A 12,793-nucleotide genomic window follows, 5' to 3' on the forward strand; every position below is an offset into this window, starting at 1 on the left:
TCCATTTTCCCGTGGGGACAACGCCCTCCGAAGCGGGCGCATTCCACCCGTGACGGCCACCCCTCGCACCGGCTCGTTCACTCCAAGACACTGCGCCCGGCGGGGCGATCGTTCATGATGGGGAAACGTGGAGCACCCGACCGCCGCCGGCCGCTACCGGATCGACCGCCTTCTCGGTTCGGGCGGCTTCGCCTCGGTGTGGCTGGGCCACGACCCGGAGCTCGACTCCCCCGTCGCGATCAAGATCCTGGCCGAGCACTGGACGCTGCGGACCGACGTGCGCGACCGGTTCGTCCAGGAGGCACGGCTGCTGCGCCGGGCCGACTCGCACCGGCTGGTGCAGGTCTTCGACATCGGGGAGCTGCCGGACGGCCGCCCCTACTTCGTGATGACCTACGCCGACCGGGGCACGCTGGCGGAGCGGCTCGCGGGCGGGCCGCTCCCGCCGGCCGAGGCGCTGCGCACCGCCCGGGAGATCAGCCTGGGCGTCCAGGAACTGCACGACCTCGGCGTCGTGCACCGCGACCTGAAGCCGTCCAACGTGCTGCTGCGGTCGGCGCCCGGCGGCGGGGAGCGGCTCATGATCTCCGACCTCGGCATCGCCCGGACCGAGGACCACCTGTCGAGCCTGACGCTGCCGGCCGGCTCGCCCGGGTACATGGCGCCCGAGCAGACGCAGGTCGACGGGGCCCCCGACAGGCGCGCCGACATCTACGGCCTCGGCGCGCTCACCCACCACCTGCTGACCGGCGAGCCGCCCGCGGTCCCCGCGCGCCCGCCCGGCGACACCCGGCCCGCGATCCCGCCCGCCGTGAGCGCGGCCGTCCTGCGCGCGCTGGAGCCCGACCGGGAACGGCGCTGGGCGTCGGCGGCCGAGTTCGGCGAGGCCCTGGCGAGCGCCGCCGGCGGCGTCGGCACCGATCCCCTGACGGGGTCGCCTCCGGCAGGGGCCGGACGCCCGGGCCGGCGGCCGAAGACGATGATCGCGGCGGCGGCCGGGGCCCTCGTCGTCGCGCTCGCGGCGACCGCCGCCGTCTGGGGGCTGGCGGGCGGGGACGGCGGCGGCTCCGCGGCCGGGGACCGGCACGCGCGGTGGCTGCGCCCGGGATCGGACGTCCCGGCCCGGTACCGGGATCTGATCGTCCAGGCCGGGACGTGGTGCGAGATGCCCGGCCTGAGCCCGGCGCTGATCGCGGCGATGCTGAAGGCGGAGAGCGGCTTCGACCCGGACCTGGCGGACCCGGCGAAGGACGAGTACGGCATCGCGCGGTGGACGCCCCGCGTGCTGGTGTTCTGGCAGCCGGGCGGGCTCGACAACCCGGAGCCGAGGCCGGCGCAGATCACGCCGGAGCTGTCGATCCCGGCGATGGGCCGGTTCCTGTGCTACTGGGGCAAGGACCTCAAGGGCGTGCCGGGCGATCCGGCGCTGAACCTCGCCGCCACCTACCGCAGCTCGTCGAAGACCGTCGTGAAGGCGGGCGGCGTCCCGGACCGGTTCAAGCCGTACACCGAGAAGGTGCGCCGGTACATGGACGACTACCGGCCCCGCTGAGCCGCCGAGCGCGACGGCGGGGTCAGCCCGCGCCGTAGACGGGTTCGGGGGCGGGCGCCTTCGCCAGCAGGTCCGCGACGACGTCGCCGACCTCGGCGGGCTCCCAGCGGGCTCCCTTGTCGGCGGCCGGGCCGTGCCGGAAGGCGTCCATCACGCAGATCCTCCCGCCCTCGGCCTCGAAGACGCGCCCCGTGACGTCCCGCGACCCGGCGGAGCCGAGCCACACCACGAGCGGGGACACGTTCTCCGGCGCCATGGCGTCGAACGCGCCCTCGGCGGGCGCGGCCATCGTCTGCGCGAAGACCTCCTCGGTCATCCGGGTGCGGGCGGCCGGCGCGATCGCGTTGACCGTCACCCCGTACCGGCCGAGCTCGGCCGACGCGACGAGGGTGAGCCCGACGATGCCCGCCTTCGCCGCGGAGTAGTTGCCCTGGCCGACGCTGCCGAGCAGCCCGGCGCCGGACGAGGTGTTGACGACGCGGGCGTCCACGGCGCGGTCGGCCTTGCTCTCCGCCCGCCAGTGCCGCCCGGCGTGCTTGAGCGGCAGGAAGTGGCCCTTGAGGTGGACGCGCATGACGGCGTCCCACTCGTCCTCGCCGAGGTTGACCAGCATGCGGTCGCGCAGGAACCCGGCGTTGTTGACCAGGGTGTCCAGCCGGCCGAACGTGTCGACCGCCGTCGCGACCAGCGAGGCGGCGCCCGCGTCGGTGGCGATGTCGCCGGTGTGCGCGACGGCCCGGCCGCCGAGCGCCTCGATCTCCCGGACAACGTCGTGCGCGGGGCCGGCGGAGGCGCCGCCGGTGCCGTCCCGGGCGACGCCGAGGTCGTTGACGACGACGTGGGCGCCCTGCCGGGCGAACTCCAGCGCGTGCGCGCGGCCGAGCCCGCGCCCGGCGCCGGTGACGGCGACCACCCGGTCCTTGCAGATCATCACGACTCCTTCGGTGCCGGCGGCTGGTCGGCGGACGGCTCGTTCACGGATGACTCGTTCACGGGCGGCTTGTTCACGGTGGCGGCGTCCAGGAACGGCGGGCGCTCTCCCCCGCCGTGCACCTGCATGGACGAGCCGGTGACGTAGGACGCCAGGTCGGAGGCGAGGAACACGCACGCGGCGCCGACCTCGTAGGGGTCGGCGAGGCGGCCGATCGGGACGGTCCGGCCGACCGCCGCGATGCCCTCGTCGTCCCCGTAGTGGGTCCGCGACGCCTCCGTGCGGACCATCCCGAGGATCAGCGTGTTGACCCGGATGTGCGGCGCCCACTCGATGGCCAGGGACCGGGTGAGGCTGTGCAGGCCCGCCTTGGCCGCGCCGTAGGCGGCGGAACCGGGCGACGGGCGCACCCCGCTGACGCTGCCGATGTTGATGACCGAGCCGCCACCGCGGGCGAGGATCTTCGGCCGCAGCGCCCGGGCCATGATCAGCGGCGCGGTCAGGTTCAGCTCCATGATCTTGACGTGGGTGCGCAGCCGACCCTCGGCGAGCGGCAGGTACGGGCCGCCTCCGGCGTTGTTGACCAGGACGTCGAGGTGATCCAGGCCGTCCGCGAACTCCTGCACGGCGTCGGGGTCGCGGACGTCCAGGGGGACGAAGCGCGCGGCGCGCCCGCCCGCCTCCGGGACCTCCTCCGGCTCGCGCCGGGCGACGGCGACGACGTCGGCGCCCGCCTCCAGGAAGGCGCGGCTGATCCCGGCGCCGACCCCGCGCACGCCGCCGGTGACCACGACGGTCCTGCCGCCCAGGTCGAGCGTCAGTGCCATGCCGCCTCCCCCTCGGGTGCCTCTGCTACCTTCTGTTCTAACAAATGTTTGGTGGAAAGGTAGCGCATGGGAGTCTCCACCACGACCCTGGACGGGGTCGCCGAGATCGTCGTGGACGCGCCGCCGGTCAACGCGCTGACCGTCGCGGGCTGGTACGAGCTGGCCGGCGCCGTGCTCGCGGCGGGCCGCGATCCGGAGGTCGGCGCCGTGGTGCTCCGCGCCGAGGGCCGGGGCTTCAACGCGGGCGTCGACATCAAGGAGATGCAGAGCACCGACGGCCACACCGCGCTGGTCGGCGCCAACCGCGGCTGCTTCGCGGCGTTCGCCGCCGTCTACGACTGCGAGGTCCCGGTCGTCGCCGCGGTGCACGGCTTCTGCCTCGGCGGCGGCGTCGGCCTGGCCGGCAACGCCGACATCGTGGTCGCCTCGCGGGACGCCTACTTCGGCCTGCCCGAGGTGGACCGGGGAGCGCTCGGCGCCGCCACCCACCTGGCGCGGCTCGTCCCGCAGCACCTGATGCGCGCGATGGTCTACACGTGCCGCAACGTCACCGCGGAGGAGCTGCACCACCACGGCTCGGTGCTGGAGGTCGTCCCGGCGGACGAGCTGCGCGCCAAGGCGATGGAGGTCGCCGCGTCCATCGCCGCGAAGGACCGGTACGTGATCCGGCGCGCCAAGGAGTCGCTGAACGGCATCGACCCGGTCGACGTGAAGCGCAGCTACCGCTACGAGCAGGGCTTCACGTTCGAGCTGAACCTCGTCGGCGCCGGCGACGAGCACCGCAACGCCTTCGTCGCGCGGGAGGCCCGATGAGCAAGGTGCTGTCGGCCGACGACGTCGCCGCGTCGCTGGAGAGCGGCATGACGGTCGGGATCGGCGGCTGGGGCTCGCGGCGCAAGCCGATGGCCCTGGTCCGGGCGATCCTGCGCTCCCCCGTCACCGGCCTGACGGTGGTCGCCTACGGCGGCCCGGACGTGGGGCTGCTGTGCGCGGCGGGCAAGGTCCGCCGGCTGGTCACCGCGTTCGTGACCATGGACTCGGTCCCGCTGGAGCCGCACTTCCGGCAGGCGCGGCAGTCCGGGTCGATCGAGCTGACCGAGTACGACGAGGGCATGTTCATGTTCGGGCTGTACGCGGCGGCGCACCGGCTGCCGTTCCTGCCCACCCCGGTCGGGCTCGGCTCGGACGTGATGCGGGTCAACCCCGAGCTGCGGACGATCCGGTCGCCGTACGAGGACGGCCAGGAACTCGTCGCCGTCCCCGCGCTGAAGATGGACGTCGCGCTGGTCCACATGAACCGCGCCGACGCGCGCGGCAACGCCCAGTACCTCGGCCCCGACCCGTACATGGACGACCTGTTCGCGAAGGCGGCCGACAGGACCTACGTGTCGTGCGAGCGCCTGGTCGACACGGCCGACTTCGCCAAGGAGGGGCCGGTGCAGTCGCTGCTGATCAACCGTTCGCAGGTGACCGGCGTCGTGGAGACCCCGAACGGGGCGCACTTCACCGACTGCGCGCCCGACTTCGGGCGGGACGAGAGGTTCCAGAAGCTCTACGCGCAGTCGGCGGCCGATCCGGAGAAGTGGGCGGCGTTCAGCGAACGCTTCCTGTCCGGTGACGAGGCCGCGTACCAGGACGCCGTCCGTGTCTGGCGGGAGGAGTCCCGATGAGCACTCCGACGAGGACCGGCGCAACGAGGGCCGAGGTGTGCGCCGCCGCGTGCGCAGACCTGTTCCGCGGCGACGGGGAGATCGTCGCGGCGGCGGTGGCCGGGTTCGTCCCGATGCTCGGGTCCCGGCTGGCGCGCGCGACGTTCGCGCCCGACCTGCTGACGACCGACGGCGGCCCGGCGCTGAGCGCCGAGCCCGTCCCCCTCGGCGGGTCGGCCGAGACGGTCGAGGGCTGGCTGCCGTTCCGCGACCACTTGTGGCTCGTCCTCAACGGGCGGCGGCACGTGGTGATGGGGCCGAGCCAGATCGACGCGCACGGCAACACCAACATCTCCTGCATCGGCGACTGGGAACGGCCGTCCCGCCAGCTCCTCGGCGTGCGCGGCGGGCCGGGCAACACGCTGCTGAACCCGACGAGCTACTGGGTGCCGAAGCACTCGACGCGCGTGTTCACCGAGAAGGTCGACATGGTGAGCGGCATCGGCTGGGACCGAGGCGCGCACGAGATCCGCGCCGTGGTGACCAACCTGGCCGTCCTCGACTTCGACACCCCGGACCGGCGCATGCGGCTGCGCTCCGTCCACCCCGGCGTGAGCGTCGGCGACGTGGTGTCGGCCACCGGCTTCGAGCTGGCGATTCCAGGCGGGGTGCCCGAGACGAGGCCGCCGGACGGCGAGGAGCTGCGGATCATGCGCGAGGTCCTCGACCCGAAGGGGCTGCGCGAGAGAGAGGTCCCCTCCTGATGGAGCAGGTGCTCGACACGCCGCTGACCCGGCTGGCGGGGGTGCGGCATCCGGTCGTCCAGACCGGCATGGGGTGGGTGGCCGGTCCCCGGCTCGTCACGGCCGTGGCGGACGCGGGCGGCCTCGGGATCCTCGCGTCCGCGACGATGACGCTCGACCGGCTCGCCGGCGCGATCCGCGAGGTGAAGGACCGCACGGACGCGCCGTTCGGCGTCAACCTGCGGGCCGACGCCGGCGACGCGGGCGACCGCATCGACCTGCTCATCAAGGAGGGCGTGAAGGTCGCCTCCTTCGCGCTCGCGCCGAAGAGGGAGCTGATCGCCAAACTCAAGGACGCCGGGCTCGTGGTCGTCCCGTCGGTCGGCGCGCGGCGGCACGCGGAGAAGGTCGCGGGCTGGGGCGCCGACGCGGTGCTCGTCCAGGGCGGCGAGGGCGGCGGCCACACCGGCGCCGTCGCCACCACGCTGCTGCTGCCGCAGGTCGTGGACGCCGTCGACATCCCGGTGATCGCCGCCGGCGGGTTCTTCGACGGCCGCGGCCTCGCCGCCGCGCTCGCGTACGGGGCGGCGGGCGTCGCGATGGGCACCCGGTTCCTGCTGACGTCCGACAGCTCGGTGCCGGACGCCGTCAAGCGGGTCTACCTCGACAGCGGCGAGACCGTGGTGACGCGGCAGGTGGACGGCATGCCGCACCGGGTGCTGCGCAGCGGGCTGGTCGACGCGCTGGAGTCGTCCGGCCGCGTCGGCGGGCTGCTGCGGGCGGTGCGCAACGGCGCCCGGTTCAAGCGGCTGTCCGGCATGTCGTGGCGCGAGATGATCGCCGATGGGAAGGCGATGAAGCACGGCAAGGACCTGTCGTGGTCGCAGGTCCTCATGGCGGCCAACACCCCGATGCTGCTGAAGGCGGCCATGGTGGACGGCCGTCCCGACCTCGGCGTGATGGCGTCCGGGCAGGTCGTCGGCGTCATCGACGACCTGCCCACCTGCGCGGAGCTGATCGAGGGGATCATGAAGGGGGCGGCGGAGGCGATCGCCGCCCAGCAGGCCCTGCTGGCACGTTAGGCGCCGTACACCTAAAGGGAGCCCTCATGCACCTGGCACCCGGTTCCGACGTCCCGGCGCGGGAGCTGACCCCGGTCGAGGGGCCGCCACTCCCCGTACCCGCCCCCGGCCGACTCGTCCACCTGCAGTTCCGCCGGTTCGCGGGCTGCCCGATCTGCAACCTGCACCTGCGCTCGATCGTCGCCCGGCACGCCGAGATCGAGGCGGCTGGCATCCGCGAGGTCGTCGTGTTCCACTCGTCGGCCGAGGAACTGCGCGAGTACGTCGGCGGACTGCCGTTCGCGGTGGTCGGCGACCCGGAGAAGGCCCTGTACGCGGAGTTCGGCGTCGAGTCGGCCCGCCGCGCGCTGCTCGACCCCCGCGTCTGGTGGACGGTCGTCAAGGCCACCACGATCAGCACCTGGCGGATCGTCCGGGGCCGCCAGCGGGCGCCGAGGCTGCGGCAGGACGGCGGGCGCCTCGGCCTGCCCGCCGACTTCCTGATCGGGAGGGACGGCCGCGTGCTCGCCGCGAAGTACGGCGAGCACGCCTACGACCAGTGGACGGTCGACGAGCTGCTCACGCTGGCCGCCCAGGCTCCGGCTCCGTCCAGTCCTGCACCTTGAGGACGAGCTTGCCCGTGGTGGCGCCCGACTCGATGCGCTCGTGCGCCTCGGCGGCCCGCTCCAGGGGCAGTTCCTCGACCTGGACCCGCAGGCCGCCCGAGGCCGCCGCGGTGACCGCGCGGCGCAGGGCGCGTCCCGCCTCGGCCGGTGCGAGCGCCGCGAACGCGGCGAGGTTGAACCCGGACACGGTCTTGTTGGCGAACCACAGCTCGTTCGCCGGGACGCCCACGTCGTCCGCCCCGGACGCGTTGCCCATCACGACCATCCGGCCCATCGGGGCGAGGGCGTCCAGGCTGGCCCGGCGGGCGGGGCCGCCGACCATGTCCACGACGATGTCGAACCCGCGCCCGCCGGTCAGGGCGGCGACCTCGCCGGGCAGGTCGCCGCGGAGCACTACGTCGTCGTAGCCGAACCCGCGCGCGGTCTCGATCTTGGCGGGGCCGCCGACCGCGCCGACCACCCGGCCCGCGCCGAGCAGGCGCGCGGCCTGGCCGAGCTGGCTGCCCACGCCTCCCGCCGCCGCGTGCACCAGCACGGTCTCGCCGGGCTCGATGCGCGCGACCCGGTCCAGGGCGAGGAACGCGGTGGTGCTGTTGGACGGGACGGCCGCCGCGAGGTCCAGGCCGAGCCCCAGGCCGTCGAGCGGCGCGACCAGGTCGGCCGAGGTCACCGCGACCTCGGCGTAGCCGCCGCCGCCCACGATCGTCAGCGCGGCGACGGGCCGGCCCCGGCGCAGCCCCTCGACGTCCGGCCCCACCGCGCGGACGTGCCCGGACACCTCGATGCCGGGGACGAACGGCAGCGGCACGTCCGCGACACCCTGCCGGTAGAGGATCTCGGCGAAGTTCGCTCCCGCGTACGCGACGTCGATGGACACCTGGCCCGGCCCCGGCTCGGGGACGTCCACCTCGGCCCGGCGCAGCACCTCCGCGCCGCCGAACTCGGGGATCGTGACGGCCCGCATCAGTACCGCGCTCCGACCGCCGCGGGGACGCCGTCCAGGTCGACCAGGTCGGCGGCGGTGAGGTCCAGGCCGGCGGCGCCGGCGTTGTCGTGCAGGTACCGCTGCTTCTTGGTCCCGGGAATCGGGATGACGTGCTCGCCCTGCGCGAGCGTCCAGGCGATGGCGACCTGCGCCGGGGTCGCGCCGTGGCGCGCCGCGACCGCCTTGACGACGTCGACGATGCGCATGTTGGCCTTCAGCGCGTCCTCCTGGAAGCGGGGATTGCCGCCGCGGTAGTCGGTGTCCTCGAAGTCGGCGGCGGTGACCGTCCCGGTGAGGAAGCCGCGGCCGAGCGGCGAGAACGGCACGAAGGCGACGCCGTTGGCGGCGCACCAGCCGACCACGTCGCCCGGTCCCTCCCCCTGCCCGTCGCCCGGGAGGAGGCCGGCGGCCCCGCCGGGCGCGCCCATCGCGTCGCGCGTCCACAGCGACAGCTCCGACTGGATCGCGGCGACCGGGTGGACGGCGTGCGCCTCGGCCGCCTGCGCGACGCCGACCTCCGAGAGGCCCAGCCTGCGGACCTTGCCCTCGGCGACCAGGTCCGCCATCGCGCCCCAGGTGTCGGCGAGCGGCACCTCCGGGTCGACGCGGTGCAGGTAGTACAGGTCGATCACGTCGGTGCCGAGCCGGCGCAGGCTGTCCTCGGCGGACGCCTTGACGTGTTCCGGCGTGCCCCGCCGGACCATCTCCCAGGGGACGAGCGACTCCACGACCAGGCCGGTCTTCGTGGCGACGACCGCCTCGTCCCGGCGTCCGGCCAGCGCCCGCCCGACGAGGGACTCGTTGTGGCCGTCGCCGTAGGGCTGCGCGGTGTCGAGGAAGGTCACGCCGAGGTCGAGGGCCTCGCGGATCACGGCGACGGACTTCTCGTCGTCCCGCTCCGACTCGGAGTAGGCGAAGCTCATCCCCATGCAGCCGAGCCCCACGGCGCCCACCGGCGTCCCGGCGAAATCACGCGTCCTCATAACGTCCTCTCGTGGTTTCCGTTTCTGAGGACGATCGTGCGGGACGGCCCGGCGCCGAGACAGACTCGGCTCATCCTGGGTGTGGCACCACCACCCTGCGGCCGCGGTTCAGCTGGCGGCGGCGAGGCCGCGGCGGGCCATCAGCTTCTCCAGCCGCTCCTGCGTGCCGGTGCCCGGACGGGGGTTGTGCAGCACCAGGTTCTGGCCCGGCCGGTCCCCCAGCGGCAGGAGCGTGCTCTCGAAGACCAACTCCCCCGCGTCCGGGTGCCTGATCCCCTTGACGGCCTGCGCGCTCGCGCTCACCTCGTGGCGCGGCCACAGCTCCGCGAACTCCGGGCTGGCGGCCAGCATGTCCGCGACGAGCCGGTCGAACTCGGGATCGTCGGGGTAGCGGGCGACGTCGGCGCGGAACCGCGCGACGACGTCGGGCGCCGCGTCGGCCCAGTGCGTGTGCATCGACCGGTACCGGACGTTCGTGAAATACGTGACCAGGCAGTTGTGGTCGGTGTCGCCGTAGCCGAACACCTCGCGGGCCGCGTCGTTGATCGCGACGAAGTTCCAGTGCCGGTCGCGGACGTACGCCGGCCGCGGCGACCAGGCGTCCAGCACCCGCCGCAGCTCCGGGGTGATCGGGACGGCCGGGCCGACCTCGGCCCGCGGCGGGTTCAGCCCGGCCAGCAGGTACAGGTGCTCGCGCTCGGCGCCGTCCAGCCGCAGCGCGCGGACGATCGCGTCGAGGACGTCCCCGGACACCTTGATGTCGCGGCCCTGCTCCAGCCACGTGTACCAGGACACCCCGACCCCGGCGAGCACGGCGACCTCCTCGCGGCGCAGCCCCGGCGTCCGCCGCCGCCCGCCGTCGGGCATGCCGACGTCGGCGGGCGTGAGGCGGGCGCGGCGGGTGCGCAGGAAATCGCGGAGTTCCTCGCGGCGGCGGCCGGGCACGGAGGCGGGAGTGGGGCTGGCCATACCGCCACGATATCCGCGCGTCGGCGGCGGATCGTGAGTGCGCCGTGCAGCCGGCGGGTTCAGCCGATGGCGCCGGCGGTGCGGAGGGCGGCGATGGCGGCGTCGTCGCGGCCGAGCTCGCGCAGGACGGCGTCGGTGTGCTCGCCGAGGGACGGGACCGGGTCCATGCGCGGTTCGGCGTCCGCGAAGGTGACCGGCGGGAGGAGCGCGCGGATCTCGCCGACCGGGGAGCCCACCTCGCGCCAGCGGTCCCTCTCGGCGAGCTGCGGGTGGGCGATCAGGCCGTGCCCGTCGTTCAGGGACGCGTTCGGGACGCCCGCCTCGTCCAGCCGCCGCAGCAGCTCCTCCCGCCCCATGCGGGACGTGACGCCGGCGACGATCGCGTCCACCTTCGCCCGGTTGCGGACCCGTGCCTGGTTCGTCGCGTACTCGGGGTCGGTGACCAGGTCCGGGCGGTCCAGCACGCCGGCCGCCAGGGCGGCCCAGCCGCGGTCGTTCTGGACGCCGATCACGACGTCGACGCCGTCGGAGGTCGGGTAGGCGTCGTAGGGGGTGATCACGGGGTGGCTCAGCCGGGAGCGCGGCGGCGGGGACCCGGTGTAGAGGGTCGTGTACATCGCCTGGCCCATCCACTCGGCGACGGCGTCGAACATCGTGATCTCGATCGACGCGCCCTCGCCGGTGGTGCCGCGCCGGACGAGCGCGGCCAGCGTGCCGGAGAACGCGTACATGCCCGCGGCGATGTCGGCCAGCGGCGAGCCCGCCTTCACCGGCGTCTCCGGGGTGCCGGTGACCGAGATCAGCCCCGCCTCGGCCTGGACGAGCATGTCGTAGGCGCGCTTGTCGCGGTACGGCCCGCGCGTTCCGTATCCGGACATGTCCACCACGATCAGCCGGGGGTCGCGGGCCCGCAGCTCGTCCGCGCCGAACCCGAGCCGGGCCGCGGAGCCGGGGGCGAGGTTCTGCAGGAACACGTCGGCGCCCGCGACCAGCTCGGTGAGGATCGCGCGGCCCTCTTCCCGCTTGAGGTCCAGCGCGACCGACTCCTTCGACCGGTTGAGCCAGGCGAAGTGCGTGCCGAGCCCGCCCCGCACGCCGGTGTCGTAGGCGCGGGCGAAGTCGCCGCCGTCCACCCGCTCCACCTTGATCACACGGGCGCCGTGGTCGGCGAGGTGCCGCGTCGCGAACGGCGCCGCGACCGCCTGCTCCAGCGCGACCACGGTGACCCCCGCCAGCGGGAGCGCCCCGGCACCCGGCGACCCCGGTTCCGCCGCGGTCATCGGCCCTCCTCCAGCAGGCGGCGGCCTATGATCATTTTCTGGATGTCGGCGGTGCCCTCGCCGATCAGCAGCATGGGCGCCTCGCGGTAGAGGCGCTCGATCTCGTACTCCTTGGAGTAGGCGTAGCCGCCGTGGATGCGGAAGGCGTCCTCCACGACCTCCTTGCAGTACTCGCTGGCGAGGTACTTGGCCATGCCCGCCTCGAGGTCGTTGCGCTCGCCGGAGTCCTTGCGGCGCGCCGCCATCACCATCATCTGGTGCGCGGCCTCGACCTTGGTCGCCATCTCCGCGAGGCGGAACAGGACGGCCTGGTGCTCGGCGATCGGGCGGCCGAACGTCTCGCGCTGCCGCGCGTAGCCGAGCGCCAGCTCGTAGGCCCGCCTCGCCACCCCGCAGCCCCGCGCGGCCACGTTGACGCGGCCGACCTCGACGCCGTCCATCATCTGGTAGAAGCCGCGGCCCGGCGTCCCGCCGAGAATCCGGGCGGACGGGATCCGGAACCCGTCCAAGACCAGCTCGGTCGTGTCGACGCCCTTGTAGCCCATCTTCTCGATCTTCCCGGGCACGGTGAGGCCGGGCGCGACCTCCCCGAAGCCGGGCGTCTTGTCGACGAGGAACGTCGTCATGCCCCGGTGGCCGGCCTCGGGGTCGGTCTTGACCAGGACGGCGACCAGGTTGGCGGAGCCGCCGTTCGTCAGCCACATCTTCTGGCCGGTGATGACGTGGTCGTCGCCGTCCGGGACGGCGCGGGTCGTGATGGCCGAGACGTCCGAGCCGCAGCCGGGCTCCGACATCGAGAACGCGCCGCGGATCTCGCCGACCGCCATCCTCGGCAGGTAGTGCGCCCTCTGCTCGGGCGTGCCGTGGTGGGCGATCATCCAGGCGACGATGAAGTGGGTGTTGACGATGCCGGCCACGCTCATCCAGCCCCGCGACAGCTCCTCCACGACCAGCGCGTACGTCAGCAGCGACGCACCGAGCCCGCCGTGCTCCTCGCCGATCGTCAGGCCGAAGAGCCCGAGGTCCTTCATGCCGTCCACGATCGCCTGCGGGTACTCGTCCGCGTGCTCCATCCGGGTCGCGACGGGCAGGATCTCCCTGTCGACGAAGGCCCGGACGGTCGCGACGATCTCCCGTTGCTCGTCCGACAGCCCGTGGGTCTGCTGCATCCTGCTCACGTTCCCGCC

The 12,793-nt window shown here is 74.0% G+C and carries 13 protein-coding genes; 6 read left to right on the forward strand and 7 right to left on the reverse strand.

The features are described from left to right. The first annotated feature begins 127 nt into the window (after nucleotides 1-127). A complete protein-coding gene (locus BM339_RS35165; RefSeq protein ID WP_075023681.1) occupies nucleotides 128-1,552 on the forward strand; it encodes a serine/threonine-protein kinase in 1,425 nt (474 codons plus the stop codon). Nucleotides 1,553-1,574: 22 nt separating this feature from the next. Here the strand turns inward: BM339_RS35165 and BM339_RS35170 are convergent, their stop codons facing one another. Both BM339_RS35170 and BM339_RS35175 read right to left on the reverse strand, forming a co-directional pair. Then, nucleotides 1,575-2,483, reverse strand: a complete 909-nt coding sequence (locus BM339_RS35170; RefSeq protein WP_075023682.1) for an SDR family oxidoreductase — start codon at nucleotides 2,481-2,483, stop codon at nucleotides 1,575-1,577. After that, entirely contained in the window at nucleotides 2,483-3,310 is an 828-nt protein-coding gene (locus BM339_RS35175) for an SDR family oxidoreductase (protein ID WP_083598326.1), read from the reverse strand. The genes BM339_RS35170 and BM339_RS35175 overlap by 1 nt, the downstream gene beginning before the upstream one ends. A 66-nt stretch (nucleotides 3,311-3,376) precedes the next feature. Between BM339_RS35175 and BM339_RS35180 the strand changes: the two genes are divergently transcribed. The 5 genes from BM339_RS35180 to BM339_RS35200 are packed head-to-tail and all read left to right on the forward strand — an operon-like array spanning nucleotide 3,377 to nucleotide 7,389. After that, entirely contained in the window at nucleotides 3,377-4,123 is a 747-nt protein-coding gene (locus BM339_RS35180; RefSeq protein WP_021595898.1) for an enoyl-CoA hydratase family protein, read from the forward strand. After that, the gene (locus tag BM339_RS35185; protein ID WP_075023683.1) at nucleotides 4,120-4,980 is read left to right on the forward strand and encodes a CoA transferase subunit A; all 861 of its coding nucleotides are present in this window, start codon (nucleotides 4,120-4,122) and stop codon (nucleotides 4,978-4,980) included. Before BM339_RS35180 ends, BM339_RS35185 begins: the two co-directional genes overlap by 4 nt. Then, nucleotides 4,977-5,723, forward strand: coding sequence for a CoA-transferase subunit beta (locus BM339_RS35190; RefSeq protein WP_075023684.1), 747 nt, complete (start codon nucleotides 4,977-4,979; stop codon nucleotides 5,721-5,723). Before BM339_RS35185 ends, BM339_RS35190 begins: the two co-directional genes overlap by 4 nt. After that, nucleotides 5,723-6,784, forward strand: coding sequence for an NAD(P)H-dependent flavin oxidoreductase (locus BM339_RS35195; protein WP_021595895.1), 1,062 nt, complete (start codon nucleotides 5,723-5,725; stop codon nucleotides 6,782-6,784). Before BM339_RS35190 ends, BM339_RS35195 begins: the two co-directional genes overlap by 1 nt. A gap of 26 nt (nucleotides 6,785-6,810) precedes the next feature. Further along, entirely contained in the window at nucleotides 6,811-7,389 is a 579-nt protein-coding gene (locus BM339_RS35200) for a peroxiredoxin-like family protein (RefSeq protein WP_075023685.1), read from the forward strand. On the opposite strand, the gene BM339_RS35205 is transcribed toward BM339_RS35200, so the two are convergent. The 5 genes from BM339_RS35205 to BM339_RS35225 form a co-directional block, all read right to left on the reverse strand. After that, nucleotides 7,343-8,353 carry a quinone oxidoreductase family protein gene (locus BM339_RS35205; protein ID WP_075023686.1) on the reverse strand — a complete coding sequence of 337 codons (1,011 nt, stop codon included), beginning with the start codon at nucleotides 8,351-8,353 and terminating at the stop codon, nucleotides 7,343-7,345. The genes BM339_RS35200 and BM339_RS35205 overlap by 47 nt on opposite strands. Next, entirely contained in the window at nucleotides 8,353-9,357 is a 1,005-nt protein-coding gene (locus tag BM339_RS35210) for an aldo/keto reductase (RefSeq protein WP_075023687.1), read from the reverse strand. The genes BM339_RS35205 and BM339_RS35210 overlap by 1 nt, the downstream gene beginning before the upstream one ends. Nucleotides 9,358-9,465: 108 nt before the next feature. Continuing rightward, nucleotides 9,466-10,326, reverse strand: coding sequence for a helix-turn-helix transcriptional regulator (locus BM339_RS35215; RefSeq protein WP_075023688.1), 861 nt, complete (start codon nucleotides 10,324-10,326; stop codon nucleotides 9,466-9,468). A 59-nt stretch (nucleotides 10,327-10,385) separates the two neighbouring features. Further along, nucleotides 10,386-11,606: a CaiB/BaiF CoA transferase family protein gene (locus BM339_RS35220; RefSeq protein WP_075023689.1), complete on the reverse strand. Its 1,221-nt coding sequence runs from the start codon at nucleotides 11,604-11,606 to the stop codon at nucleotides 10,386-10,388. Next, nucleotides 11,603-12,775: an acyl-CoA dehydrogenase family protein gene (locus tag BM339_RS35225; protein WP_021595889.1), complete on the reverse strand. Its 1,173-nt coding sequence runs from the start codon at nucleotides 12,773-12,775 to the stop codon at nucleotides 11,603-11,605. The genes BM339_RS35220 and BM339_RS35225 overlap by 4 nt, the downstream gene beginning before the upstream one ends. Between the last annotated feature and the right edge of the window lie 18 nt (nucleotides 12,776-12,793).

Origin of the sequence: Actinomadura madurae (assembly GCF_900115095.1) — a bacterium.
Taxonomy (GTDB): Bacteria; Actinomycetota; Actinomycetes; order Streptosporangiales; family Streptosporangiaceae; genus Spirillospora; species Spirillospora madurae.

Bases quoted from the DNA above. Each gene is read 5' to 3' on its own strand.
- BM339_RS35170 (WP_075023682.1), bottom strand. From the start codon at position 2,483: ATGATCTGCAAGGACCGGGTGGTCGCCGTCACCGGCGCCGGGCGCGGG.
- BM339_RS35175 (WP_083598326.1), bottom strand. From the start codon at position 3,310: ATGGCACTGACGCTCGACCTGGGCGGCAGGACCGTCGTGGTCACCGGC.
- BM339_RS35180 (WP_021595898.1), top strand. From the start codon at position 3,377: ATGGGAGTCTCCACCACGACCCTGGACGGGGTCGCCGAGATCGTCGTG.
- BM339_RS35185 (WP_075023683.1), top strand. From the start codon at position 4,120: ATGAGCAAGGTGCTGTCGGCCGACGACGTCGCCGCGTCGCTGGAGAGC.
- BM339_RS35190 (WP_075023684.1), top strand. From the start codon at position 4,977: ATGAGCACTCCGACGAGGACCGGCGCAACGAGGGCCGAGGTGTGCGCC.
- BM339_RS35195 (WP_021595895.1), top strand. From the start codon at position 5,723: ATGGAGCAGGTGCTCGACACGCCGCTGACCCGGCTGGCGGGGGTGCGG.
- BM339_RS35200 (WP_075023685.1), top strand. From the start codon at position 6,811: ATGCACCTGGCACCCGGTTCCGACGTCCCGGCGCGGGAGCTGACCCCG.
- BM339_RS35205 (WP_075023686.1), bottom strand. From the start codon at position 8,353: ATGCGGGCCGTCACGATCCCCGAGTTCGGCGGCGCGGAGGTGCTGCGC.
- BM339_RS35210 (WP_075023687.1), bottom strand. From the start codon at position 9,357: ATGAGGACGCGTGATTTCGCCGGGACGCCGGTGGGCGCCGTGGGGCTC.
- BM339_RS35215 (WP_075023688.1), bottom strand. From the start codon at position 10,326: ATGGCCAGCCCCACTCCCGCCTCCGTGCCCGGCCGCCGCCGCGAGGAA.
- BM339_RS35220 (WP_075023689.1), bottom strand. From the start codon at position 11,606: ATGACCGCGGCGGAACCGGGGTCGCCGGGTGCCGGGGCGCTCCCGCTG.
- BM339_RS35225 (WP_021595889.1), bottom strand. From the start codon at position 12,775: ATGCAGCAGACCCACGGGCTGTCGGACGAGCAACGGGAGATCGTCGCG.